Raw genomic sequence first — 24,927 nt, 5'->3', positions numbered from 1 at the left:
TTAATTAAGTTTTGTCACAAAAGGTAAAGAAATACGAAACACAGTATTTCCAGGCTTAGATTCGAGAGAGATTAGACCATTGTGATCCGATATGATTTTACTTGTTAAAGCTAGACCAAGGCCAGTTCCATTATCTCGCCCTGAAACAAAAGGATCAAAAATTTCATCTCTTATGTCCTCAGAAACACCAGGCCCATTATCTATGACCTCGACTTGGATCGGCATAGAGTGACCCGAGCCATCGGCTCTTCGTAGTTTAAAGCTGTGTTCAAAAAATGTACGTAATTTAATATTACCATTATTTGGCTGTACTTCAGAGGCATTTTTGATTAAATTTAAAAATACTTGAAGTAATTGGTCTGGATCTCCGTAAACTAACGGCAAAGAAGGATCGTATTCCTCTTTGAAAATTATATGTGCACTAAAACCTAACTGCGCAGAACGCCTCGCCCTATCAATTACATCATGAATATTTAGTGGTTTAGGATCAATAGGTTTCAAATTCCCAAACTGCTCTACCTGCTCTAATAAACTTAATATTCTTTTAGTTTCGGCAACAATCAAATCTGTAATTTCCAGATCAGTTGCCGAAAGTCCCATCGACAATAACTGCGCAGCACCTGTAATACCTGCGAGAGGGTTTTTTATTTCATGGGCCAGCATCTCAGCCATTCCTATGGCAGACTTTGCGGCTGCTTTTACGGACTTTGATTGGGAAATTCGACCAGCAATCTCTCTTGGGGCAATCAATATGATAGTACTATCTTCAAGGCCAATGACTGGGGCAATTTGTATATTACAACGGACTGGATCTCGTCCGTTAGCTCCAACTTTAACATCTGTAATGAACAAAGGAGAATGGAATTTTTTTACTTTCTTGTAGCTATCCTCTAGAGATGCATCGATTTCTATAAGGTCCCAAATACGTTTATTTTTCACGGATTTGCTTGATGCATTTAAAAACCCCTCACCTGGCGGATTAACTTGAACAACAATGTCGTCGCCGTTTAAAACGACAGAAGGAAGCGGAATAGACATCCAAACCTTCTCATAATCCACTTTCATGGGTTAACCCGCTCTGGTATTTCAAAAAGCTTTCTAATTACCTCTTTTGCGGAGTTCTCTCTTAAAAACTCAGTTGTTAATTGTTTTGATAAACCGAAAATATCCAAATAACGTTTTAGATGCTTTCGAGCTATCCTTACTCCGAGAAATTCGCCATAAAATGATAAAGTTTCATCGTAGTGTCCGGCGATTACTTCAATAAGGCCCAATCCAGCAGGACTTGACGGCTGAGGCTCTCCATTCACAAATGCTGATATTTGAGAGATTACCCAAGGCTTTCCGATTACACCCCGCCCCATCATTAATCCATCAGTCTCGGACACCTTTAAGGCTTGGCTAGCCGAGCTTATATCTACAATGTCCCCATTGGCTATAACTGGAATCTTAACCGCTTTTTTAACTTCCAGAATGGCATTCCAATCCGCAAAGCCTTTATAAAATTGATTGCGAGTTCGTGCATGGATTGTAATTAACTGTACACCACACTGTTCAGCTAATAGGGCAAGGTCTTTTGCATTTTTCGAGCCATCATCCCATCCAAGACGCGCCTTCAAGGATACAGGCACGTTAACAGCGTTTACAACTCTCTCTACAATCGCTGAAGCTTTTTTCAAATCGCGCATAAGGGCCGAGCCAGAATAACCTCCAACGACTTTTTTCGCAGGACAGCCCATGTTAATGTCTATTGCTCCGGCGCCAAGATCCGAAACTATTTTTGCGGCCTCGCCCATTGTTGCTGGCTCACACCCTGCGAGCTGCACCGCTGTATTGGAGAAACTGGTGCCCAATTCAATCTTTTGGTTTTTTACAGGTCTCGAAAGTAAGCTATTATCCGCTATCATTTCACTAAAAACCATATCCACACCAAATTTAGAAACCACATTTCTAAATGGTAAATCCGTAACTCCTGCCATAGGAGCCAGAAGAACAGGAACCTTACCAGTATTTATGTTTGAATTTAGCGTCATGATAACTCCATTCACTTGAAATTAGTATGGCAATTAAACTTGAACAATAATTTATGCTTTTTTTTTCATCACTCTACATTAAATGATTAAATTTTAGGCAATAAATGCTTATATTGAATATTTTGAGAAGAACACTTAGACCATTCTTAACGACTAATAATAAAAAGTGTGACATTCGATGAAGATTATTGCCTTAATACTTGCCGCTGGTAGAGGAACGCGAGCTGGGAGTGCAATGCCAAAACAATGGCAGAAACTGGGTAATAAAAGAATTATCGACCACTCAATAGATTTATTTAAGAATATCTCCAGAATTAATAATGTAATGGTAGTCCTTCACCCAGATGATCTTCATCTTTTAAATAGAAGCGATGTTTTGTTTACGAAAGGTGGGCATACAAGATCCGAGTCTGTTAAATTTGGCCTAGAGGCTTTGAAACAAAATGAAATGCCAGATTACGTGCTAATTCACGATGCAGCGCGGCCATCAACTCCACTAAATGTTATTAATAATGTTCTTGATAATTTAGATACGGCCGATGCCGTATCGCCTGGGTTACCTGTTACAGACACGCTCTGGGAAGTCATCGACGAAGAGGTGATGCAAACCAAAAGTAGGAAGAATATCTGGCGGGCTCAAACGCCACAAGGCTTTAACTTCACAAAGATATTTGATGCTCACGTAGCCAGTTCATCGACTGCGACTGATGATGTTGAAGTTGCCACTTCAGCGGGAATAAAAGTTAAAGTAATACGCGGTAGCGAAAAAAATATTAAAATAACAACAGCCGAAGATTTTGATCGCGTTACGGCTGTTTTAGGATATTAATTATGGATATAAGAATTGGTAACGGCTTTGATGTACACGCTTTTGAGGAAGGAAACTTTGTAATCTTAGGTGGAGTTAAAATTCCTCACACCTCTAAACTTAGCGGACACTCAGACGCAGATGTGGTACTGCATGCCATAACAGACGCCATTTTCGGAGCACTAGCACAGGGAGACATCGGCACTCATTTTCCACCAGATGACAAAAAATGGAAGGATGCCCCGAGCGAGATTTTTCTCAAATATGCAGTGAAGCTGGCAAAAAGTAAAAACTTTGAAATAGGTAATGTTGACTGTACCATAATTTGTGAAAAACCAAAAATTAAACATCATTCTGAATTAATAAAGATAAACATTCAAAATATTATTAATCTAAAAAAGGATAGAATTTCTGTAAAGGCCACAACCACCGAAAGGTTGGGCTTTACCGGGCGCGAGGAGGGAATTGCTGCTTTAGCCACAGCAACTCTTATCACCCCATGAGCGCAGCAATTGCCACAATATTTGGAATTGGTTACCTTCGGCCTGCTCCGGGAACCTGGGGCTCTTTATTTGCTCTCGTTCTAGCAATATTATTGTTAGAGTCTTTTGGAATAATAGGGTTTGCAATTGCACTCTTATCTGTTTGTGTATTTGGGTGGTGGGCTACAAGCGAGTACTTAAAAAGAACGGCAAATAAAGACCCCTCCGAAGTTGTTATTGATGAACTTATAGGACTGTGGATTGCAGTCTTACCGATTGCTTGGGCAGTTTTTTTTTACAACCTACCCTCGTTAGACTTATGGCCAGGGTGGATATCTTCATTTTTCTTTTTTCGCATATTTGATATTTATAAACCGTCGTTAATCGGTTGGGCGGATGAGAAAAACGGGGCATTAGGAGTCATGTTAGATGATATTTTTGCCGGAATCACTGCAGCAATTTGTACAATTATTTTAGCAGTTTTTTATCATGGTATTTCTTGAATATGACTGATCTCAAGGACTTATATGCTATCGCAAAAAAACGCGGGAGTAAAATTGTTTCCGCCGAAAGCTGTACTGCCGGTTTGCTAGCGGCTTGCCTAACTGAAATGCCTGGCTCGTCAGCTTTTTTTGAGCAAGGTTATATTACATATTCAAACCGTTCTAAAATTAGTGTCTTAGGAGTAGATAAGAAGACTCTAGAAAAACATGGAGCCGTCAGTGAGGAAGTAGCAAAGCAGATGGCAGAAGGAGCTTTGAATAGATCAATGGGTACCATAGCTATTTCAATCACAGGTATTGCTGGTCCCGGTGGGAGCGATTACAAACCCGAAGGTTTAGTTTGCTTTGCAATTGCTAAAAAAAATGGTAAAATTAGAGTTGAAACTGTGGAATATGGCCCTTTAGTAAGAAATAATATTAGATCTTCAGCAGTCATAAAAGCAATAGAACTATTGCATGAGGAGCTTTCGGTAACCTAATCAGGATAAAGAGCCTCTGCCTGCTTTTCAAATGCATTTAAAACACGATGCATTGCTTCATTAAAGACAACACCTACTATTTTTTGCAATACAGCATTCTTCATTTCAAAATCTACGTAAAAAGAAACCTCACTACCGTTATTGACACTTTTAAACCTCCATTTGGAGTACATTCGTTTGAAAGGTCCGTCTATATATTCGGTGATTATCTGGTTTTCAGATCGCATCAAGGTAACCTTACTCCCAAACTTTTCACGGAATACTTTAAAACTAATAACCAGATCAGCTTCTAGAACTTCATTATTTTCAATAAAACTTCTAGAGTGTATTCTCGAAGCCGAACACCAAGGGAGAAATTGGGGGTAACTATCTACATCCGCCACCAATTCAAACATCTGTTCCGGCTGATATTTTAAAATTTTTGTTTCAGAGTGAGTAGGCATTAATATTTTTTTGTAGTGACAGTTTGTCAGAGATACGTAATGTTGTTGAAAAAATAAAGGGTGATTTAATGTCAGAGCGACCATATGTCATTGATGAAATGATTTCTGCAAAAGCAATTGCGGCCAGAGTAGAGGAGCTCTGCAAAAATATTCAGAATGAATTCGTAGGTACAGATAAACTCATTGTAGTAGGTTTGCTGCGAGGTTCATTCGTATTTATTGCAGACTTGGTGCGTGAGTTAGATCTGCCGGTAGAAGTTGATTTCTTAGAAGCATCATCTTACGGCGATGGGATGGAAAGCTCAAGAGAAGTGCGCATATTAAAAGACCTAAGGGGAGCAATTGAAGGAAGAGACGTACTGGTCGTAGAAGATATAGTCGATACTGGCTATACTTTGAGCCATGTAATAGCATTACTGAAATCGAGGGGGCCCGCTCGGTTAAAATCAATTGCTTTACTTGATAAGCCAAGCAGACGAGAGATTGATGTTAAAGCAGACTGGACAGGTTTTGAGATACCAGATGAGTTTGTTGTTGGTTATGGAATTGACTATGCTCAACGCAACAGAAATTTGGACCACATTGGAAAAGTTCGTTTTACTGGCTAGAATATACCTAGTCAAGTTTTATTTCCCTCTCCATACTGGATCACGTTTCTCAGAAAAGGCACGTGCTCCCTCTAATTGGTCTTCTGAACGATACAAGGTTTCAACCGTTCGAAACTGACTTTTTGTAATCATATTTAAGGCATCGTTAAACTTCATATTTTCTGCTTCTCGAACAACTTCCTTTATTGCAGCATATACCAAAGGAGGACCTGAAGCTAAAAGTTCAGCTAGCTCTCTGGCTTTTGAAAGTAAATCATTTGACTTGTGAACCTGGTTTATCAAACCCCATCTCGCCGCTTCCTCCGAATCAAGCCATCTCCCAGTAAATAACATTTCCATTGCTATGTGATATGGGATGCGTTTTGGTAACTTTAATGATGCAGCATCTGCAACAGTACCAGAACGTATTTCCGGCAAGGCAAATGAGGCATGTTCTGCCGCCAATATAATATCTGCAGAAAGAGCTAATTCAAGACCGCCGCCGCAACAGATACCATTAACGGCCGCAATAACTGGTTTATTCATGTGGGGTAACTCTTGCAGACCACCAAAACCACCAACGCCGTAATCGCCGTCTACCGCGTCGCCATCTGCCGCAGCTTTTAAGTCCCAGCCCGCACAAAAAAATTTTTCTCCAGACCCGGTAATAATTGCAACTCTCAAATTAGGGTTATCTCTAAAATCACAAAATACATCACCCATAATCTTGCTTGTCTTTAAATCTATGGCATTTGCTTTTGGCCGATCCAAAGTAACTTCAAGAACGTGTCCGTCGATATTTGTCTTTACAGATTCAGTAGACATACACTAACCCTAACTACATTTTTATTAAAGCATCAACAGCAATGGCTCTAGAAGCTGTGATTAAGAATGGATTTATTTCTAACTCAGACAAGCAATGACTATTCTTGATTACAAATTCCTGAAGCTTAAAAATATTCTTTATAAATGGATCCATATTTATTGCATCCGAGCCTCTATAGCCATCAATTACTTTTGATATTCTCAAATTTTTAATCGCGGCATTTAATTCATTTCTATTAAATGGCATGACTAAACTTTGGCTATCAGATAAAATTTCAGTAAAAATCCCTCCAGCCGCAATCGTTAGAACAAAACCATGGGCGGGATCATTGATAATACCAACTAATAACTCAAGTAGTACATCACTTATCATCTCTTCAATCAAATATTCAGAAAAAGCCATTTCACCAAAAGCTATTTTTAATTCTTCAGCGCTAGTTAGACCTAATCGAACTCCCCTATTTTCAGTTTTGTGAGATAATCCAAGCGCTTTGATAACTACAGGAAACTCAAAGGGCAGACTGTCCAATAGTTCGTTATTTTTAACCACAACATTTCGCGGCGTATCGACTCCAATTTCAGATAATAATGATTTTGAATACGCTTCGTCTAGCAGGCGGGAGTTCTTATTATTATTAGGCAAAATTACCGGATTTTTAAATATATCGAAATCAGTTTTTTGAGTAGACGCTGCAACTATTGCTGCTAAACCTTCGTCTATTCCGCAAAGGGGAATTAGATCTTTTTGCATTAATTCTTTTGCTAAACTTTCTTCAATATTTTCAGCAAGCGTGGACAGCAAAGCAACCGGTTTTTTGATTGCTTTTTTTGTAACCATTGCGGCTTCCACAACGCAGTCCCAAGCAGCAGGGTCGCACAAATCTGGTCTGGGAAAGTCCACAATAATTATTCCAATATCTATATTTGTACCTTGCATTATTGATATAAATGTTTGCGCCATTTTATCTGCATTCCCCCAAATGTAGGTATGATAATCCAATGGATTTGCTAGCGCCACTTTGGCTCCTAATGCAATCTTAAGGTCCTCTATTTGTGTTTTTGTTAACTTTGGAAACGAAATCTGCTTACCATTGGAAATATCTGCAATTAAACTTGCCTCTCCACCAGAACAGGATACAGACGCTACAGATGGACCTGATAATCTACCATGACAGTGAAAAATTTTTAGAGTTTCGATAAATTCGGCTAAGGAATCCACCCTTGCAACTCCAAGCCTTTTCATTAGGGCTGCCGCCCCTTTGTCACTGCCCGCGAGTGAGGCCGTATGAGATACCGCGGATACTTTTGCGTGTTCTGACTTACCAATTTTTATAATAACGATGGCTTTGCCCAGCCGATCACATAAACTCACTAACTTTTCAAAATTCCTTATCGACCCTAGGCCCTCCACATACAATCCCAAAGCGGAAACTCTTTTATCTTTTACGATATTCATAGCCAGTTCAGCCAGTCCAAGCTGCGCTTGATTTCCAGCAGTTACTGCGTAACCTATGGGCAAACCTCTTTTTTGCATCGTTAGATTGATCATTATATTTGAGCTCTGTGTAATAACGGCAACGCCACTATCTACCTTTTGGCCCCCGTGCTGGTCCGGCCACAAACAAAAATTGTCAAAATAATTTATTATGCCGTAACAATTAGGTCCCAGAATGGGCATCTTTCCAGCCATATTAATCAATGTTTCTTGTAATTCGCGACCATCATTTAGCTCACTTACAGCTTCTGAAAACCCAGACGCAAAACAAACTGCGCCGCCACAGTTGGCCTTCGAAAGTTGCGAAATGATATCGATTGTAGCAACTCTGTTAACCCCAACAAAAGCAGCATCAATCAGAACAGGCAACTCATCAATATTTCTGTATGTTTTACAACCACAAAACATGTTTTCAGATGGATGCACTGCAAATATCTTTCCATTAAACCCAATTTTTTTTAATTGGAAAACAATAGATTTGCCCCAAACCCCTCCCCCAATAACTAATACATTTCTAGGTTTAAGAAACCTATCTAAACTATTGATTTTGATTGTTTTTACCACTTATAATTTCACAGTACTATGAGCCAAGAGGCCTTAACAGCTCTCTGCTGATTATGTGTTTTTGGATTTCTGAAGTGCCATCCCAAATACGTTCTACTCTCGCATCACGCCAGAATCTTTCAATAGGATAGTCGTTCATTAGTCCCATACCACCATGAATTTGCAAGGTCGCATCAGTTACACGTGCAAGCATCTCGGATGCATAAAGTTTCGCAGAAGCAATTTCTCTATTAGCGTTCATACCTTGGTCTAATTTCCATGCAGAACTTAATGTAAGCAGATCTGCAGCATCGATTTCAGTGATCATATCTGCTAACTGAAAACTAACACCTTGAAATTTTCCAATACTTTTTCCAAATTGCTTCCGCTCTGCACTATAATTCAATGCATATTCAAAGCATCGCCTTGCTCGGCCGACTGACATAGTGGCAACCGTAATACGAGTGGCATATAACCAGGTGTTCATGACTTCAAAACCACCGTCTACTTCGCCAAGAACTTGCTCGTTCGATAATCGGCAATTATCGAATTCAAGGATCATATTATTATAACCTCGATGACTGACTGACTTATAGCCATCTCGTATGGTAAAACCTTGCGTTCCTCTATCAACTAAAAATGCAGTAATCCGCTTCTTAGGCCCTTTGAGGGTTTGATCCTCACCAGTAGCAACAAATACAATCACAAAATCTGCATGATCAGCTCCTGAAATAAAATGTTTGACACCATTTAATAGCCAATCGCCCCCATCACGATAAGCCGAGCATTTCATACCTCTCACATCGGATCCAGCATCTGGTTCCGTCATAGCCAGCGCATCCATTTTTTCGCCTCTTACAGCTGGAAATAAATATCTCTCTCTTTGATCATCGGTGCACGCCATCAAAATATTTTGAGGACGTCCAAAAAAGTGATTTAGCGCCATCGAAGCACGACCTAACTCTCGTTCGACCAATGCAAACTCTAGATGGTTAAGGCCGGCACCACCGACTTCGCTTGGAAAATTACACGCGTAAAATCCAAGATCGATAGTCTTCTTTTTAATTTCATCAGAAACTTCTTTACGAACTACCCCGGTAGCCTCCACCTCACTCTCAAATGGATAAATTTCTTTTTCGACAAAGTTTCTGACAGTATCTACTATCATCTTCTGTTCGTCAGACAATCCAAAATCCATAACTCACCTATTTGAATATTTCTTGTAATTTTGAAGCAACTTCACCCACTGGCTCACTTGATTTTCGCGTATTTAGATCGACATGAAGTAGAAATTGTTCGCAAGTCGCTAGCTCGATCTTATCTGTTTTGCGTCTCATTGTATGAAAAAGCTTAAGCTTTTTTCCATCGACAAGCAGAACAGATGTATCCACATAAATATGCTCACCGGCTAAAGTTTCATTTAAATATTTTATATGATTTTCAACTGTAAAATAACTATTCCCAGAATCAATATACACAGAGTCAACACCTACTGAAGATAAAAAGCCATCAGCCGCATCTGAAAATACTTGACCATATCGACCTTCGTTCATGTGACCATTATAATCTGTCCAATCAACGGGAATAACCCTCTCCACGCTAACAATCATTTTATTTTTTAAAGTTTTCTTCTCAGATATCATTTCCTCGTGATTAGAAATCAAATTGCCAGCGGCAAAGTTTTGCTGTTTCAGACTACGTAAAATTGCTACTAAGTTTTTGTCCCTAGTACGCTCAAGTTCACGGATTGATTTATCGCCGGACTGGCTATCAGATTGGGATGCTATTTTTTTTACAAGCTCATCCGTCAGTTCGGGTACATCCATCAACTTTGTCCACGGCCATTGTAAGCATGGACCAAATTGAGATAAAAAATGTTGCATGCCTGCTTTACCGCCCGCAATGCGATATGTCTCAAATAAGCCCATTTGAGCCCAACGAAGACCAAAACCATATCGAATTGCATTGTCAATTTCTGAAGTAGTAGCAATATCATCATTTATTAACCACAGAGCTTCTCGCCAAACTGCCTCAAGAAATCTATCAGCTAAATGAGCATCAATCTCTTTTCGAACATGCAATGGAAAGAACCCTAACTTTTTTAAAACATCCATCGCTTTTTTTATATCCCGCGCGGACGTTTTATCGCTTCCGACAACTTCGATAAGGGGCAGCAAATAAACCGGATTAAATGGGTGACAAACTATAATTTTTTCTGGTGCTTTGGAATTTTCTTGCAATTCCGAAGGCTTGAACCCGGACGTTGAAGACGCAATTATTGCTGAGGTCTTACAAAATGTTTGAATTTCGTCATATACATCATGTTTGACATTTAATCTTTCGGGAACACTTTCTTGAATCCAATCCGCATCAACAACAGCTTCAGCAACGCTCTCGCAAAACTTAATTTTTCCCTCATTAGGTAACTTAGACTCGTAAAGCATAGGGAGGGAAAATCTCGCATTATCGATAACTTCCAATAGAGTTTGCTCTGCATTTGGATCTGAATCATAAACGTAAACATCTAAACCGTTTAACAAAACCCTGGCAGCCCAACCACCACCGATTACTCCACCCCCTATAATTGCGACTTTCTTTATCATATTTCTAACGCTTCATGCCCTTACACCAAATTTACGCGGTCCGCTCTGTGTATCCATCAACAGCCATAGCTTGTCCTGTTATCATGGAGGCTTGATCACTAGCCAAAAATAGAGCCATATCAGCAACATTTTCTTCGCTAACAAAACTTCTCATAGAAGTACCCTCAGAATAAACCGTTCTGAGATCATCTTCCGAAATTCCTGAAGCCTTACTTTCCATCGACAAAACGCGTTTCATTCTATCTCCACTCACAGCACCTGGGCAAATGGCATTCACACGCACGCCATAATCACCTAATTCCATAGCCATTGATTTTGTTAGGCCAACAATACCCCACTTTGCTGCAACATAAGGAGATCTATTTGGAACACCGAATAATCCGGAAGTAGATGAGGTAAAAATTATGCATCCATTTTTTTGTACCTTCATTATTCCAGATGCCCACGAAGCACTATAGAATGCACCAAACAGGTTGACTTCTACACATCTCTTCCATTCATTGTGATCAATTTCGTCAATGGGACCTGCCGGGCCTCCCACTCCTGCATTTGCGTACATCACGTCGACCCCGCCAAACTCATCAATAATATTATTATGGAAATTTTTCATTTGATTGCTGTCAGAAACATCAGCGCAAAACGAAATGGCTATTTCGTAATTTTCAGACGCCCTCTTCACCAGCGCAATATCTTCATCACAAATTGCCACCCTCGCGCCCTCTGCAAGATGACGCTTAGCAATGGCTAGCCCAATACCACTTCCACCACCAGTAATAACAATACGACGAGACATCTTATGAACTCGGTGCAAGCTTTTTTAAATTTAATTTATTTCTAACTTCTTTAGCATCCATAAGTTCGGCCCCCATCCCCTCAATTATAACTTTCGCTCTCTCAACCAATTGCTCATTGGTTGCCAGAACTCCTTTTCTTAACCAAAGGTTATCTTCAAGTCCAACACGTACATTTCCTCCCGCCAAAACTGCTGCTGCGACGTAAGCCATTTGATTTCGTCCCAGGGAAAAGGCTGAAAAAGTCCAATCTTTTGGCACATTATTAACCATTGCCATAAAAGTATTTAAATCGTCAGGGGCCCCCCAAGGCACTCCCATACAAAGTTGAACCAAAGCATCCGGAGCGATAGCTTTTTCTGATACAAGCTGTTGTGCAAACCATAGATGCCCTGTATCAAAGGCTTCTATTTCTGGCTTAACGCCTAATTCAGTCATCATGCCCCCCATAGAACGCAACATTCCAGGCGTATTGGTCATCACGTAATCAGCTTCGGCAAAATTCATCGTCCCACAATCCAGGGTACAAATTTCAGGTAAACATTCCACTATATGAGCAACTCGCTCTTCAGCGCTTATCATATCAGTTCCTTTTGCCAAAGGTAACGGAGATTTTGGTCCTCCCAAAACTAAATCACCCCCCATTCCAGCAGTTAGGTTTAACACGACATCAACTTCCGAGGAGCGTATTCTGTCAGTCACTTCACGATAATAGGATAAATCACGACTTGGCTCACCAGTATCAGGATCTCTAACATGGCAATGAACTATTGCAGCCCCTGCTTTTGCGGCGAGAATAGCACTGTCAGCAATGTCTTTGGGGCTTCGGGGCACAAATTTACTTCTATCTTGTGTACTGCCCGATCCCGTTACCGCGCATGTGATAAATACCTTTTTGCTAAAATTTAGGGGCATTTTTAACTTTCTAAAATTATATGATCTATATTACTAATGTAACTAAAAACCGATTAATTATTAAGAAGAATTTACGGTATTATATAACAAATTACCGACATAGTCTTATAATTTGACACATGTAAGTTGCTGAACTTTTTTAGCTCAAAACATATCTGCGGTTATGTATATCTGCAATTATTGCTGACTACTCTTTTTCAACAGCTCTATACCCCAATGCTACAACAAATTTTTCAGAACTATCTGAGCGACTGCTTGGGGGTTTAAAGTTGAAAACTTTTCTAAAACGGTTTTTAAGAATTTTCTGCAACTCGCCCTCTGCTCCACCAGCCAGAACTTTTGCTACGAAAGTACCTTCTAATTCCAGAACATCAAACGCAAAAAATGCAGCCGCTTCACAAAGAGCCATGATTCTCAGATGATCCGTTTTTTTATGCCCCGAAGATGGCGCCGCCATGTCCGATAAAACAACTGAAGCCTTACCACCTAAAAAATTTTTTATTTGTGCATCAGCATCATGCGATAAGAAGTCTAATTGATACAGCTCTACACCGGGGATGGGCTCTACTTCCTGCAAGTCTACTCCAATAACTTGCCCAGTATGTTCTCCTTTGAAATTTCCTTGTGCATTTACTCTTTCGGATACAACCTGACACCAACCGCCCGGAGCACATCCCAGATCAACCACCCGAGATCCGGGTTCGAGGAACTTAAATTTATCATCAAGCTCCATAATTTTATAAGCCGCTCTACCTCTATAACCCTCCGCTTTTGCCCTTTTCACATAAGGATCATTAAGTTGCCTTTGCAACCATTTAACTTGAGAAACAGTTCTTCCACGAGCACTTTTTACACTTGCTTTTAATTCTCTCTGCCCTCTGCCAGAGTTTTTTTGTTTACCAGCCAAAATTTCAGATCCTGCAATCCTTATTGTCTCTATCAGACCTGCTATAAAGCAGTACCTTCTATCAAACCGTCTGCGCACATTTGAGCGTATAAAAGTCCTTCTCGTAATCCACGATCGGCAACCGATAGTCGGTCTGTTGGCCAGCAGCGTAAAAGCGCCTGAAGTATAGCCGATCCCGACATAATTAAAGCGTGTCGATCATTTCCTATTCTTGGATCATGTCTACGACCATCTGGACCAAGCTCTAAATATGAATTTATAACTTTATCAATTTGCTCTGAACTCATCCTAAGTCCGTCCACCTTTGTGCGGTCATATCGTTTAAGCCCAAGATGACTGGATGCAACTGTCGTGACTGTACCGGAAGTTCCAATAATCTGAAATGCTTGTCGCTCCTCCGCATTTTTTAGCGGAGCAAAATCATAAGGAGCAAAATCAGCCAATTTTTCTTCAAAATAACAGCTCATTAGTGCGTAGCGAGCAGGGTCGTCTTGAACATCTCTGAATTGATCACGTAAAGTTGCCACTCCAAGCGGCACTGAAATCCAATCAATCACCTTGGCCGCTGGAAATGGACCATCAAAATGATGGAAACCAGCGTGAAGTCTCATTATTGATCTTGGTCTATCCCAGCTTGGCACCGAGCTCAGATCAATCCAAACTAACTCGGTTGACCCACCTCCAATATCAACCACCAATAGCTGCTCCGTTTTTGCGCTAACAAGAGGCGCACACGAAATTACAGCCAAACGCGCCTCTTCTTCCGGCTTTATAATTTCTAATCTGAGACCAGTTTCTCTCTTGACGGCAGCGATAAAATCACTTGCGTTCAAAGCTCTTCTACACGCCTCAGTTGCTACTAATCGCATCCGCCGGACTTTGTGTTTTTTCAATTTTTGTTTGCACACTCGAAGAGCTTGGATTGTACGATACATGGAAGTTCGGCTCATACGTCCGCTACGCTCAAGACCAGCCCCGAGCTGAACAGTCCTGGAAAAACTATCCACGACATGAAATTGACTACCCTTGGACTGGGCAATCAACATTCTACAACTATTTGTCCCCAAGTCCAAAGCGGCATATAAGTCGGTCGGACTTGGCGACATTGGTGAGGCGTCCTCAACCACTTTCGGGAAAACATCCACACCTTTTGGACGCTTGGGCGCCATAGCATTACGCCCCCTATTAAATAACTTAAGTAGACGATAGATGTGACGGCTGCATTTCGCAAGGCAATTTAATGAGGATTTATAATTTTACAAAAAATTTTAGTCGCTCTTTGACAAAAGCTAGTCGAAAACCGACGTGGCATAAAAGTGCAGCTGCCCTACATGTGAGACTCGATGAGAAGGAATAGGAATGCCTGAAGTAACAGTTGTGTACTGGCGCGACATCCCAGCCCAAGTGATCGTTGGCAAGGGTAGACGTGGCTCAAAAATTCAGTTGAGTGAACGGTTTGAACAAGCAATCGATAGAGCAGCCATGAAGTGTAATCTAAGAGGTTCCGACGATTATTTGGCTGAATGGCACAAGGCAGAGCCTTACCTCATCGAGGGTGATCCCGATACAGTTGCCAGAAGTGAGGCAGAACGAATTGAGTCAGAATACAGTCAAGAAAAACTGAAATATCTTATCGAAAACGAAGGCTGGAAGTGATACTTTTCTAGGAGTTAAAATGGCACTTTTAAACTTTAAAAAATCTAAAGACCAACCTGCGCCTATCAAAGACTTCAATGGTCTTCTTAACGGGTTTTCTATGGAAATAATGCCTCGAACTGCTGCAAAAGTTGAAAGTTTTGCCAGTATATTACCCAAGAATACTTTAATTTACATCGCTCATATCGATGGAACTTCAATTGATGATATGGTTAGAACCGCAGTAAGGCTAGGAAATGAAGGATTTAAAGTAATGCCACATTTTCCGGCGCGCATAATTAAAGACAAGCCCACTTTATCGGACTGGATAGACCGTTACGTATCAGAAGCTGGCGTTAAGCAAGCTCTTCTACTGGCCGGCGGGATCGATACACCAAAGGGCAGCTTTGACTCTTCGATGCAGTTACTTGAAACTGAAATGTTCGATAAATATGGTTTCACGGATTTAAATGTCGCAGGCCATCCAGAGGGAAATAAGGATATCGACTCGGACAATACCAATAAAAATGTTGATATGGCTCTTGAATGGAAGCAAAAGTTTTCAGAACGAACTGACGCTAATATGGGTATCACGACCCAGTTCGCTTTTGACTCAGTCCCAATTTTTGAATGGGCAAACAGAATTAATGCAGCGGGGATCACTTTACCCATAAACGTGGGCGTAGCGGGACCTGCTAAGTTACAAACGTTAATTAAATTCGCGATAGCATGTGGAGTAGGTCCATCACTGAAAGTTCTTCAGAAAAGGGCCTTGGATCTTACAAAGCTTTTACTTCCTTATGAGCCGACAGAAGTTTTGGATGCATTGGCGACAGGTGTAGGCAAAAACCCTAATGCAAATATATCCAGTATTCATTTTTTTCCACTAGGCGGCATTAAGACTAACGCCGAGTGGATTTCAAATAACTTAAAGAAAAATATTAAGTCTGCTTAATACTTGCGAGGTAAAAAATGGCGCGAACCATAATTGAATCAAAGTCAAAGACTGCAATAATAGGTTTTGATGAACCATTTTGTGTTATTGGAGAACGTATAAATCCAACAGGTCGAAAAAAATTAGCATCAGAACTCGAAGCCGGAAACTTTACTACGGTGCAAAGTGATGCATTAGCTCAAGTGGAAGCCGGCGCGAACATTTTAGACATAAATGCAGGTGTTGTATACAACTCGAACCCAAATCCAAACGAGACTGAACCACCACTTATGGTTGATCTTATAAATTTAGTTCAAAATTTAACAGACGTACCGCTCTGTATAGATAGCTCCGTGCCTGCAGCATTGGAAGCTGGATTGGTGGCCGCAGAAGGTAGACCGTTGTTAAATTCTGTTACTGGGGAAGAGGACCGATTAGAATTCGTTCTGCCTCTCGTTAAAAAATATAATGTTCCTGTTGTAGCAATATCCAATGACGACACAGGAATTTCAGAAGACCCCGATGTACGATTTATGGTTGCAAAAAAAATAGTTGAAAGAGCAGCAGATTTTAATATACCAGCGCACGATATTGTAGTTGACCCTTTGGTGATGCCAATTGGCGCAATGGCGACTGCAGGAAACCAGGTGTTTACCTTAGTTCGAAAGTTAAGGGAAGAACTTGGGGTTAATACCACATGCGGCGCTTCAAACATATCTTTTGGTTTGCCAAACAGGCATGGAATTAATAACGCCTTTCTGCCAATGGCAATGGGAGCAGGAATGACGTCTGCAATTATGAACCCAGTAGCATTACCCGTTTCTACGAAAAAGATTGAAGAAAAAAAGGAAGAAATTCAAAAAGCTGGGATTGTTCTTCCTGTAGACTTAGACCAAGAAACTTTTGTTAAAATTTTCGGTCTAGGATCAACTAAGAGCAGCGCTGGTAAAGAAATGGAAGCTATACGTGCTGCTAATTTATTAACAGATAATGATTCTCATGGCTCCTCTTGGATACAATTTAACAAACCTTCATCTTCAGGCAGTCAAGTCTCCGGTCGAGGTGGAAGACGTGGCGGACGTAGGCGAACTGCATAGTAGAAAATTAAAAATCATTTTTACATAACTTTACTTGTATAAGATACTAATACTAATAATGTATTACCCGACTATGTGCATCTAAAACCGACTCGTGCATCATTTCAGAAAGAGTTGGATGTGGAAACACGACGTGGATCAGATCATCTTCAGTAGTTTCCAGCGCTTGACCAATTACATACCCTTGAATTAGCTCTGTTACCTCAGCGCCAATCATATGCGCACCTAACAACTCACCAGAACTTGTGTCAAATATTGTTTTGATAAAACCCTCTTTTTCCCCTAAAGCGATAGCCTTTCCATTTCCTATAAAAGGAAACTTTCCAACATTTATTTTATAACCCGCTTTTTGAGCTTGAGCCTCGGTTAAACCAACCGATGCAATTTGAGGGTAAGAGTAAGTACAACCCGGAATAGCAATTGGATTTATTGGCTTTACGCTCTGCCCCGCTATTTTTTCTGCCACGAGCACACCCTCATGGCTAGCTTTATGCGCTAACCAAGGAGCGCCTGTTAGATCACCTATTGCATAGATACCTGACGTAGTTGTTTCACAGTACTCATCGGTAACCACGTGATTGGCCTTCGTTTCCACACCAACTTCTTCTAATCCTAGCCCTTCTATATTACCGATTATTCCGACTGCAGAGATTACTGTATCAAATTCCAACACTTCAGTAACACCGTTACAGTCAATTGACGCTACTACTTGGTTCTTTTTCTTTTCTAATTTTTGTACTTTCGCGCCTGTTTTGATGGTCATTCCTTGCTTTGCAAATTGTTCTGCAGCTAACGAAGAAACCTCCTCGTCTTCAACTGGCAGTATTCTATCAAGAACCTCCACAATAGTCGTGTTGGCACCAAATGTGTTATAAAAACTAGCAAACTCTACACCTATTGCGCCCGACCCAATAACCAAAAGCTTTTTGGGCATTCTTGACGGAGTTAAAGCGTGCTTATAGGTCCAAACAAGATCTCCATCTGCTTCCATGCCCGGAAGCTCTCGCGCTCTAGCACCGGTCGCTAGAACAATATTTTTTCCTGTGATTTTTTCGTATTTCCCGTCACTAGTAATACTAACATTGGACCTATCCAACAATTTAGCTTCACCAGAGAACACAGTTACTTTATTTTTTTTCAAAAGATGCCCAACACCCTGATTTAATTGACCTGAGATCTTTCTCGATCTTTCTACTATCTTATTTAAATCAAAGCTTATTTTTTCTGCAGATAACCCAAATTCTTTTGCACGTTCTGCCAAGTGATAAACTTCAGCACTCCGCAACATTGCTTTTGTTGGAATGCATCCCCAATTAAGACAAATACCACCAAGATGTTCGCGCTCAACCACGGCCACATTAAGACCTAACTGGGAAGCTCTAATGGCGGCCACGTACCCTCCAGGCCCAGCACCCAACACGATCAAATCAAATAAAGTAGAAGCCATAAACACCACCTTCCAAATAAGTTTAGTATTAAACTAATTTTTAAATCAACTCAATGCAGGAGCTATGCTTAAGCGGAATTTGCGAGTTGTGTATAGGTCATACCGTACCCGCCATTTTTCATAAAATCGGTCTCAAGAGCAGAATTCTTTCGATTTAAAGCTTCATTCCTGGTTGGAAAACGACCAAATTTTCGAATAACTTCACGATGCGTTTTGGCATGCAAGAGATTATTAATCCCATCGGCTGGCATTCTTTCATTCATTAACCTGATACATCGCTCTTGGTCTTGCAAGCTTTCCGAATGCATAAGGGGAAGGTAGAAAAATTGACGAGCTGGCTCGCTAATAGCAAGATCAAATTTATGCGTTATCGCCTGTTTTGCAGCTGCGAGAGCAATACTATCAGATGAAAACGCTTTTGAGGAACCTCTAAACATATTTCTTGAAAATTGGTCTAAAACCAAAATATACGCAAGTGAACCTGATGGATAGGTTAACCACATTCCAAACTTTCCATCCATTATGGATACCCATGTAGAGTAAAATTCCCGTAAAATTATACCGTCTAATTCTTTTGACGCAGCGTACCATTGCTTGGGATTGGTTTCATCTAACCAAAAACTTAAAATCTTCTCGGGGGTCATTTTAAAGATCCTCCCATATTTTATTATACTGCCCTTTTTTATTGTTAAAGCGATGCGTTATTATAGCAATACGGACAAGAAACAAATGTTAAAACTCAGTGTGATTTATGCATCACTTTTTTCATCGTCTTCATTAGCAATCTCGAAAGCATATTCTTGAGCTATTTCCACTGCAACACCTGTTGAGTTCGGCAAAACTGCTGCATAAACGGAGGTATCACTAACAGTCGCCCGTTGCGTCATTCTATAACCCGCATATGCAGCCAAAGTGCTCATTAACAAAAATATAATAACAAAAAAGATTTCAGGCCCAAAGGCGTTCATAGCGTAACCTATTATAAGAGGCCCAGAAATTGCTCCAATCCCATTAACAAACAATAAACCAGCGGCAGCAGAAGCCATATCTTCATACTCAATAAAATCATTTGCATGGGCAATAATTAAAGAATAAAGCGGATTTGATAGCCCACCAACTAAAAATGCCGCAAATACCAATGCAAAAAAATAATCTCCCGCAAAATAAGCAAACACAGATCCGCCTGCGGACGAAGCAGAGATTAGAAAGATCAACAATCTTCTATCCATTCTATCCGACATCCATCCGATCGGATATTGGAAGATCATCGCTCCAATGTAAAAAGCTGCAACAAATAAAGAGATTTTAGGTAAAGATAAGCCTATTTGGGAACCAAATACAGCAGACATGCCAAATTGAGCCGAAAATACACCTCCTAGTAAGAACATACCTACGCAGCCCAATGGCGAGCTTCTGAATAGCTGCGCAAGGCTCATAGGTTTTGTGCGCTCAAAAGCAGGAGTGGGACTTACGGATAACAAAATTGGTGCAAAAGAGATAGATACAAGTATAGAAATAATAATGAACAAACTGTACCCATTTGGATTTCCAATTGCCAACACACCCTGTGCAGAAACAATTCCGATCATTTGCACTATCATATAAAGAGATAAAGCTTGTCCCCGCTTATCGTTATTAACGGAGTTATTTAACCAACTTTCTGCAGTAATGTAGACGCCACAATAACAGAAACCGATAACGATCCGACCGAATGACCAAAAAATAGGATTTGCCAGAAGCGGATACGCTATCAAAACTGCAGAAATAAATGATGCAAGCGCTGCAAAAACGCGAACGTGGCCGACACGTCGGATTAATTCTGGAACAAGACGGCTGGCTCCTAAAAAACCTACAAAATAAGCAGACATCACGACTGACAATTCAATAGTACTAAAGCCCTCTAATTCACCTCTGATCCCAATCAAGGTTCCTTGCAAACCATTTCCGACCATCAACAACATCATGCCGAGCATGAGCGCCCATGTATTTCCTAAGACGACAAACATGAATCAGACCTCTAAAATTCAAGCAATTTTAAAGCGTGTTTTACTAAAGTTTCTTCAACAAAAGCGACGCATCACCGTATGAAAAAAATCTATATTTTTTCTGTAGAGCATGTGCATAGATTTTCTTTATACGGTCAGCTCCCATTAACGCCGACACTAGCATTAGTAAAGTAGATTTTGGCAGATGAAAATTCGTCATAAGACCGTCAGCTACTTTGAAGTTAAATCCTGGATAAATGAATATATCTGTTTGACCGCTCCACGCATTAACTAAGCCATCATCTTGAGCTGCTGACTCAATCAATCTTAGAGCCGTCGTTCCTACTGGTATCACGCGATTCCCGCTTGATTTGGTTTCGTTTATTTCTGTAGCTGCAGTTTCCGAAATATAGCCAATCTCTGGATGCATTTGGTGTTCGCTAATATAATTAGCCTTTACAGGCAAAAAAGTCCCTGCACCAACATGCAACGTGACAAAAGTGGTGGTAACGCCTAACCTTTTGAGCTTAGTTAATAATTCTTTATCAAAATGCAGTGAAGCGGTTGGTGCTGCTACCGACCCAGGTTCTTTTGCCCATATCGTTTGATAGTCTACTACGTCCCTTGAGTCCGCCGATCTTTTTTTTTCGATGTAAGGAGGTAATGGCATTGAGCCAATAGCATATAGACTTTCATCTAATTCTTGGCCACATTTGTTAAAACAAAGAGTAGCAGTACCGTTAGATTTATGAGTAATTTTTGCATTCAAACCTAACCCAAGATCTATGATTTCGCCAAGATCTAGTTTTCGTAAAGGTTTTACAAGAGCGACCCATGTATCTTTTGCGACACGTTCGATCAAATTTATTGCTATTTTGGCTGTTACAATTTTTTTTGGACTTATGGTTCTGGTACGTGTTCCAGACAGACGCGCTGGTATGACCTTGGTATTATTCAGAACTAACCTATCTCCCGGTCGCAGCAAGTTTACCAAGTCACTAACTATTAAATCATCAATAGTATTATCTGTTGCTACAAGTAGTCGTGCGGACACCCTAGGGGTTTTGGGCCTAAGTGCAATTAAATCTGTTGGAAGTTCAAAGTCAAAATCTTCAAGCTTCATTTATCTACCTCAACCTTTGGTGGCGGCCTTCTGAAAATTTCTCGAAACATTCCAGGTGTCAGTACAGAAAATGGATTTACGAGAACCTTTGGTGAATCTGGATCACCCCAAAGGTCAAAATTGAAACCGATTAGGCCCTCTCCTTTTCGAGTTAAAACGGAACCAATCGCATTAATCGCATAAACAGGAGAAAAAACACCCTGAAAATCCAATAATCGATCATCTCTATCCAAATACCCATCGAGTGAAATACCGAGTGACGGACCGAAGAAGCTCGCACGATCAATGATGTATTGATCATCATCAAGTCTAAAATTTATATCACTTTCAGTCAGAAAAAGCCCTTGTCCTAGCATTTGCTCAAGCAATCCAATAATCGAAAGTGCTTGTAGTAATTTAGCTAGAGCTGGCAAATCATAAATCTTCAGATCTTCTGTTAATAACCTTCCTTCAATTTTGTCGTTATTACGATCAATTTTTAACTTAAGAGAACCTTCAGCACCCCTCTTTATAATTCCAGCTGCTTGTAAGAAAGCCCCGGCATTATTGGATAATATTTCAGTAGAGCTATTTTCAAGTTTGGAATCAAACGTACCAGTGACAGGATCAATGCCCATAAATAAACCATTAAAATTTCCGTTAATCTGGTCTGATACAAAGCTTGTTGAAAAATTATCAATATAAAAAGAGTCTGTGATATCAAGCCTATCCAAATTTACAAAAATCGGAGTGCTAAATTTACTTTTCCCATTTGAATCAATAGTTTTAAGATAGTTTGCAATGTTAACTTCACCACCTGTGATTTCCAATCCATTTTGGGATATAACACCAGAAATATCCAAGATATCTTCTCTGACCAACCGCTCTACAACAAATTTCTCATTATTGTTGATCCTCAAATCTACCCCTAAACCCTCTCCTGACATAGTTAGTTTGTCATATTGTATTCGATCCCCGATATGTCCAAGCACTTCCAAATTAGCCAAGGAAGTCTCATTTTTCATCCATCCAAGTTCCGGAATTCTTATTTCAAGGCCTTTTAGGTTTGACGTTAATCGGAATGTTGCGTCTTTATTTCTCGGAAAGTCTAAAGTGAAAAATGCTTCGGAACTGCCAGAAAACCACTCCTTTCCAGTACCCATTACAAAGTTGTGTAATATAGGCTCTGATATTAATATTTTTCCATCAATACGGGGAGCGATATTGAGACCTTCTTTTCCAAATCCAGAAATATATTTCAAATCAACTGGAATATCCCCAACGAGTATTGGTCCATTTAATTGTAAGCGACCCTCGTTTATTTCTAATGAAAGCCTTGCTGCTTCAAGATCATAAGGAAATGTTTTCTCACTAATCTTGATATCCTCAAGAGCTCCAAACAATTTATATATAATTTCTTGAGGCTTTATCTCACTTTTAAGTGGTAGATTTAGAATTCCCTTTAGTTTAGAACCTCCTTGAATACTATTTGGCACCTCAAAACCATTATTTTTTTCCAAATTAGACAATGTAATCAGAGCGGATAGAGGACCGACTGATTTTAAATTAATTTGGGCAGGATATGGTTTAATATCTGTATTATTTACAACCAAATTTGATCCAGAAAGATCTAACCGGTTAGCTTGATCACCAACATAGCCATTTGTTAAACTCACAGAAAATCTTTTGTCATAGAATGAGTAATTTCCAGCTGCATTCTCCAATTGAGGAAAGCCATTCATTAGATTTATTGTTGCATTAGAAAAAGAATAACCCATTACAACTCTTGGTTTAATGTTGCTTCCAAAAGTTACCGAAGCGTAGAGATTATTTAAGTTTGCACCAAAAACATTTTTCTCCAGCCAAATGCGCCCATTCTTTTTATATTCAGGAGGCCAGTAAGCTATGATATCGTCTTTTGTTGCTTGACTACTTTCTAGATCTGACGAAACCTCCCAACCCCCTTTTCCTGAAATAATTTGTCCCTTTGCGAGGATAACCAACTCTCTCAATGGATCCCGTGCGGATAATTTCAAGATTTCTAAATTGAAAGGCTTAGGCTCCAGCATAAAGTCAATCACTACATCTTCTAATTCGAGTGGGCGCCTATATACTTCAAGCGGGTTGGCTTTTAGTTCAGTTGCCTTAAGAGTGCCGGTGTAATAAGTCCTTTCATTCTCATCAATCTTTAGCTGGACTGATCCTGCTAAGATTGTCTGTAGGTCAGTACTGTTTATGGTTATTTCCTCAAAATTAAGAAGATTAATTTTTCTGTTGTATGAAAAATAGACATTTGCATTATCGAAACCCAAAGGTTTACTTTTATCATCGGCGCGTATAACCCCTGAACCAATCTTTAGTGAAGCATTAATTTCATCGACTTCCATCTCAGAACCGACCTTTGTTCTAAAGGCACCTGAAATTGGTGCTTCAACAACATTCAACCAAGACAGAGCTGGGGCTTGTGCGGCAATTTCTTTAGATGGGAAACCCTCAAATAATATTCCAACGCTTCCATCTCCTGACTTCAGATTTGTTTCATAGTTAACTTGAAGCATTGAAATGTCAGCTCCACCCAGTAAAAATGCAGCGTCTCCACGCACAACTACATCGTCAAGCTGTCTATTTAATTCTATCCTAGCACCGTCGATAACCCAAAGTTTCGACTCTTTTTGATCATCATACTGCACAGTCATGGAAGTGACTGTAAAATTCTCTAAATCCAAAAAAGCTTCTCTTTCAAAAAATTTCCTTAAACCCATCGATTCTGGGGAAAAAATATCATCACTTTCACTGGTGATAAGGATATTTTGTCCAAATTTTATTGAAAAATACCCGGCGGCATCTCTGCGTATCCCAATTGTTAGGCCATCAAGCAAAATGGTGCTTAAATTAAAGTTTCCAGTAGTTATCTGTCGCAGAGATGCCCCCAATTCAACTTTAGATATCTCTAGAAATGGAAGACTATCTACATTATCATAAATCGTAACATCAGAGACGATAATTTTTGGATTAAAATTTTCACTTAACGCAATCTGAACGCGTCCAAATTCAAGCTGACTATTAAAATGTAAATTTTCAATCTCTTCAATTATATAATTTTTCAGGAATTTCGGTGCATCCACAGCTCTAACTGATAAAGTAAAAAGCATCATTAAAACTGCCACTGCAGCAGAACTAATAGTAATAGAAAAAACTGTGAGAAAAGTCCGAATTATAGAATTATCAAAAAACGTTCTAAAAAATATTTTAAGTAGCGTTTGCAATATCTATTCTTTCCTTTAACTCTAGATTACCCACACTAACTTCTGTA

The 24,927-nt window shown here is 39.9% G+C and carries 24 protein-coding genes; 8 read left to right on the top strand and 16 right to left on the bottom strand.

The genetic code is table 11. The features are described 5' to 3' along the window. Both ACTF5Q_RS10700 and dusB read right to left on the bottom strand, forming a co-directional pair. The gene (locus ACTF5Q_RS10700; RefSeq protein ID WP_438954602.1) at positions 1-1,065 is read right to left on the bottom strand and encodes a two-component system sensor histidine kinase NtrB; all 1,065 of its coding nucleotides are present in this window, start codon (positions 1,063-1,065) and stop codon (positions 1-3) included. Further along, on the bottom strand, positions 1,062-2,033 hold the full coding sequence (gene dusB, locus ACTF5Q_RS10695; RefSeq protein ID WP_438954601.1) for a tRNA dihydrouridine synthase DusB: 972 nt from the start codon (positions 2,031-2,033) through the stop codon (positions 1,062-1,064). The genes ACTF5Q_RS10700 and dusB overlap by 4 nt, the downstream gene beginning before the upstream one ends. A 178-nt stretch (positions 2,034-2,211) precedes the next feature. Between dusB and ispD the strand changes: the two genes are divergently transcribed. The 4 genes from ispD to ACTF5Q_RS10675 are packed head-to-tail and all read left to right on the top strand — an operon-like array spanning position 2,212 to position 4,305. Further along, positions 2,212-2,862: a 2-C-methyl-D-erythritol 4-phosphate cytidylyltransferase gene (gene ispD, locus ACTF5Q_RS10690; RefSeq protein WP_438954600.1), complete on the top strand. Its 651-nt coding sequence runs from the start codon at positions 2,212-2,214 to the stop codon at positions 2,860-2,862. A 2-nt stretch (positions 2,863-2,864) separates the two neighbouring features. Next, positions 2,865-3,344, top strand: a complete 480-nt coding sequence (gene ispF / locus ACTF5Q_RS10685) for a 2-C-methyl-D-erythritol 2,4-cyclodiphosphate synthase (RefSeq protein WP_438954599.1) — start codon at positions 2,865-2,867, stop codon at positions 3,342-3,344. Beyond that, on the top strand, positions 3,341-3,826 hold the full coding sequence (locus ACTF5Q_RS10680) for a phosphatidylglycerophosphatase A family protein (RefSeq protein WP_438954598.1): 486 nt from the start codon (positions 3,341-3,343) through the stop codon (positions 3,824-3,826). Before ispF ends, ACTF5Q_RS10680 begins: the two co-directional genes overlap by 4 nt. A gap of 2 nt (positions 3,827-3,828) precedes the next feature. Next, the gene (locus ACTF5Q_RS10675) at positions 3,829-4,305 is read left to right on the top strand and encodes a CinA family protein (RefSeq protein WP_438954597.1); all 477 of its coding nucleotides are present in this window, start codon (positions 3,829-3,831) and stop codon (positions 4,303-4,305) included. Here the strand turns inward: ACTF5Q_RS10675 and ACTF5Q_RS10670 are convergent. After that, on the bottom strand, positions 4,302-4,748 hold the full coding sequence (locus tag ACTF5Q_RS10670; RefSeq protein WP_438954596.1) for a type II toxin-antitoxin system RatA family toxin: 447 nt from the start codon (positions 4,746-4,748) through the stop codon (positions 4,302-4,304). The genes ACTF5Q_RS10675 and ACTF5Q_RS10670 overlap by 4 nt on opposite strands. Before the next feature lie 68 nt (positions 4,749-4,816). Here ACTF5Q_RS10670 and hpt point away from each other — a divergent pair, with 68 nt between their 5' ends. Further along, positions 4,817-5,356: a hypoxanthine phosphoribosyltransferase gene (gene hpt / locus ACTF5Q_RS10665; RefSeq protein WP_029208010.1), complete on the top strand. Its 540-nt coding sequence runs from the start codon at positions 4,817-4,819 to the stop codon at positions 5,354-5,356. A gap of 18 nt (positions 5,357-5,374) precedes the next feature. On the opposite strand, the gene ACTF5Q_RS10660 is transcribed toward hpt, so the two are convergent. The 8 genes from ACTF5Q_RS10660 to ACTF5Q_RS10625 all read right to left on the bottom strand — a co-directional run bounded on the left by ACTF5Q_RS10660 (position 5,375) and on the right by ACTF5Q_RS10625 (position 14,583). Beyond that, a complete protein-coding gene (locus tag ACTF5Q_RS10660) occupies positions 5,375-6,160 on the bottom strand; it encodes a carnitinyl-CoA dehydratase (protein WP_438954595.1) in 786 nt (261 codons plus the stop codon). 13 nt (positions 6,161-6,173) lie between these two features. Then, positions 6,174-8,219 (bottom strand): acetate--CoA ligase family protein, encoded by a 2,046-nt coding sequence (locus ACTF5Q_RS10655; protein ID WP_438954594.1) that lies wholly within the window; start codon positions 8,217-8,219, stop codon positions 6,174-6,176. A 16-nt stretch (positions 8,220-8,235) separates the two neighbouring features. Next, entirely contained in the window at positions 8,236-9,396 is a 1,161-nt protein-coding gene (locus tag ACTF5Q_RS10650) for an acyl-CoA dehydrogenase family protein (protein WP_438954593.1), read from the bottom strand. Positions 9,397-9,403: 7 nt separating this feature from the next. Then, positions 9,404-10,801 (bottom strand): carnitine 3-dehydrogenase, encoded by a 1,398-nt coding sequence (locus tag ACTF5Q_RS10645; RefSeq protein ID WP_438954592.1) that lies wholly within the window; start codon positions 10,799-10,801, stop codon positions 9,404-9,406. A gap of 31 nt (positions 10,802-10,832) precedes the next feature. Further along, positions 10,833-11,594 (bottom strand): SDR family oxidoreductase, encoded by a 762-nt coding sequence (locus ACTF5Q_RS10640; RefSeq protein ID WP_438954591.1) that lies wholly within the window; start codon positions 11,592-11,594, stop codon positions 10,833-10,835. A 1-nt stretch (position 11,595) separates the two neighbouring features. Further along, on the bottom strand, positions 11,596-12,507 hold the full coding sequence (locus tag ACTF5Q_RS10635; RefSeq protein ID WP_438954590.1) for a 3-keto-5-aminohexanoate cleavage protein: 912 nt from the start codon (positions 12,505-12,507) through the stop codon (positions 11,596-11,598). A 187-nt stretch (positions 12,508-12,694) separates the two neighbouring features. Continuing rightward, positions 12,695-13,414: an RlmE family RNA methyltransferase gene (locus ACTF5Q_RS10630; protein ID WP_438954589.1), complete on the bottom strand. Its 720-nt coding sequence runs from the start codon at positions 13,412-13,414 to the stop codon at positions 12,695-12,697. Positions 13,415-13,455: 41 nt separating this feature from the next. Beyond that, on the bottom strand, positions 13,456-14,583 hold the full coding sequence (locus tag ACTF5Q_RS10625; protein WP_438954588.1) for a Ppx/GppA phosphatase family protein: 1,128 nt from the start codon (positions 14,581-14,583) through the stop codon (positions 13,456-13,458). Between the two features lie 190 nt (positions 14,584-14,773). Here ACTF5Q_RS10625 and ACTF5Q_RS10620 point away from each other — a divergent pair, with 190 nt between their 5' ends. Genes ACTF5Q_RS10620 through ACTF5Q_RS10610 form a run of 3 tightly spaced genes read left to right on the top strand, consistent with a single transcriptional unit; the run spans position 14,774 to position 17,080 of the window. Continuing rightward, positions 14,774-15,070, top strand: a complete 297-nt coding sequence (locus ACTF5Q_RS10620) for a virulence factor (protein ID WP_153693610.1) — start codon at positions 14,774-14,776, stop codon at positions 15,068-15,070. 19 nt (positions 15,071-15,089) lie between these two features. After that, positions 15,090-16,004, top strand: coding sequence for a methylenetetrahydrofolate reductase (locus tag ACTF5Q_RS10615; RefSeq protein ID WP_438954587.1), 915 nt, complete (start codon positions 15,090-15,092; stop codon positions 16,002-16,004). Between the two features lie 17 nt (positions 16,005-16,021). Beyond that, positions 16,022-17,080, top strand: a complete 1,059-nt coding sequence (locus ACTF5Q_RS10610; RefSeq protein WP_438954586.1) for a methyltetrahydrofolate cobalamin methyltransferase — start codon at positions 16,022-16,024, stop codon at positions 17,078-17,080. Positions 17,081-17,132: 52 nt separating this feature from the next. Here ACTF5Q_RS10610 and lpdA read toward each other — a convergent pair whose 3' ends face one another. The 5 genes from lpdA to ACTF5Q_RS10585 form a co-directional block, all read right to left on the bottom strand. Beyond that, the gene (lpdA, locus tag ACTF5Q_RS10605; RefSeq protein ID WP_438954585.1) at positions 17,133-18,527 is read right to left on the bottom strand and encodes a dihydrolipoyl dehydrogenase; all 1,395 of its coding nucleotides are present in this window, start codon (positions 18,525-18,527) and stop codon (positions 17,133-17,135) included. A gap of 68 nt (positions 18,528-18,595) precedes the next feature. Next, positions 18,596-19,171: a DUF924 family protein gene (locus ACTF5Q_RS10600; protein ID WP_438954584.1), complete on the bottom strand. Its 576-nt coding sequence runs from the start codon at positions 19,169-19,171 to the stop codon at positions 18,596-18,598. 105 nt (positions 19,172-19,276) lie between these two features. Further along, positions 19,277-20,533 carry an MFS transporter gene (locus ACTF5Q_RS10595; RefSeq protein ID WP_438954583.1) on the bottom strand — a complete coding sequence of 419 codons (1,257 nt, stop codon included), beginning with the start codon at positions 20,531-20,533 and terminating at the stop codon, positions 19,277-19,279. 43 nt (positions 20,534-20,576) lie between these two features. Beyond that, complete coding sequence (gene queA / locus ACTF5Q_RS10590) at positions 20,577-21,635, bottom strand: tRNA preQ1(34) S-adenosylmethionine ribosyltransferase-isomerase QueA (protein ID WP_438954582.1); 1,059 nt, start codon at positions 21,633-21,635, stop codon at positions 20,577-20,579. Further along, positions 21,632-24,769 carry a hypothetical protein gene (locus tag ACTF5Q_RS10585; protein WP_438954581.1) on the bottom strand — a complete coding sequence of 1,046 codons (3,138 nt, stop codon included), beginning with the start codon at positions 24,767-24,769 and terminating at the stop codon, positions 21,632-21,634. Before ACTF5Q_RS10585 ends, queA begins: the two co-directional genes overlap by 4 nt. Positions 24,770-24,927: the final 158 nt, after the last annotated feature.

It is taken from the genome of Candidatus Salinivivens marinus, assembly GCF_965655845.1.
In the GTDB taxonomy this organism is placed as follows: domain Bacteria; phylum Pseudomonadota; class Alphaproteobacteria; order Rhodobacterales; family Rhodobacteraceae; genus Salinivivens; species Salinivivens marinus.
The sequence above is the reverse complement of the archived record's forward strand: the minus strand, read 5'-3'. Positions and strand labels throughout refer to the sequence as shown.

Coding starts and splice junctions, on each gene's coding strand:
- lpdA (WP_438954585.1), bottom strand. CDS start 18,527: ATGGCTTCTACTTTATTTGATTTGATCGTGTTGGGTGCTGGGCCTGGA.
- ACTF5Q_RS10660 (WP_438954595.1), bottom strand. CDS start 6,160: ATGTCTACTGAATCTGTAAAGACAAATATCGACGGACACGTTCTTGAA.
- dusB (WP_438954601.1), bottom strand. CDS start 2,033: ATGACGCTAAATTCAAACATAAATACTGGTAAGGTTCCTGTTCTTCTG.
- hpt (WP_029208010.1), top strand. CDS start 4,817: ATGTCAGAGCGACCATATGTCATTGATGAAATGATTTCTGCAAAAGCA.
- ACTF5Q_RS10625 (WP_438954588.1), bottom strand. CDS start 14,583: ATGGCGCCCAAGCGTCCAAAAGGTGTGGATGTTTTCCCGAAAGTGGTT.
- ACTF5Q_RS10620 (WP_153693610.1), top strand. CDS start 14,774: ATGCCTGAAGTAACAGTTGTGTACTGGCGCGACATCCCAGCCCAAGTG.
- ACTF5Q_RS10675 (WP_438954597.1), top strand. CDS start 3,829: ATGACTGATCTCAAGGACTTATATGCTATCGCAAAAAAACGCGGGAGT.
- ACTF5Q_RS10650 (WP_438954593.1), bottom strand. CDS start 9,396: ATGGATTTTGGATTGTCTGACGAACAGAAGATGATAGTAGATACTGTC.
- ACTF5Q_RS10615 (WP_438954587.1), top strand. CDS start 15,090: ATGGCACTTTTAAACTTTAAAAAATCTAAAGACCAACCTGCGCCTATC.
- queA (WP_438954582.1), bottom strand. CDS start 21,635: ATGAAGCTTGAAGATTTTGACTTTGAACTTCCAACAGATTTAATTGCA.
- ispF (WP_438954599.1), top strand. CDS start 2,865: ATGGATATAAGAATTGGTAACGGCTTTGATGTACACGCTTTTGAGGAA.
- ACTF5Q_RS10595 (WP_438954583.1), bottom strand. CDS start 20,533: ATGTTTGTCGTCTTAGGAAATACATGGGCGCTCATGCTCGGCATGATG.
- ACTF5Q_RS10700 (WP_438954602.1), bottom strand. CDS start 1,065: ATGAAAGTGGATTATGAGAAGGTTTGGATGTCTATTCCGCTTCCTTCT.
- ACTF5Q_RS10645 (WP_438954592.1), bottom strand. CDS start 10,801: ATGATAAAGAAAGTCGCAATTATAGGGGGTGGAGTAATCGGTGGTGGT.
- ACTF5Q_RS10585 (WP_438954581.1), bottom strand. CDS start 24,769: ATGATGCTTTTTACTTTATCAGTTAGAGCTGTGGATGCACCGAAATTC.
- ACTF5Q_RS10680 (WP_438954598.1), top strand. CDS start 3,341: ATGAGCGCAGCAATTGCCACAATATTTGGAATTGGTTACCTTCGGCCT.
- ACTF5Q_RS10610 (WP_438954586.1), top strand. CDS start 16,022: ATGGCGCGAACCATAATTGAATCAAAGTCAAAGACTGCAATAATAGGT.
- ACTF5Q_RS10600 (WP_438954584.1), bottom strand. CDS start 19,171: ATGACCCCCGAGAAGATTTTAAGTTTTTGGTTAGATGAAACCAATCCC.
- ACTF5Q_RS10635 (WP_438954590.1), bottom strand. CDS start 12,507: ATGCCCCTAAATTTTAGCAAAAAGGTATTTATCACATGCGCGGTAACG.
- ACTF5Q_RS10640 (WP_438954591.1), bottom strand. CDS start 11,594: ATGTCTCGTCGTATTGTTATTACTGGTGGTGGAAGTGGTATTGGGCTA.
- ACTF5Q_RS10670 (WP_438954596.1), bottom strand. CDS start 4,748: ATGCCTACTCACTCTGAAACAAAAATTTTAAAATATCAGCCGGAACAG.
- ispD (WP_438954600.1), top strand. CDS start 2,212: ATGAAGATTATTGCCTTAATACTTGCCGCTGGTAGAGGAACGCGAGCT.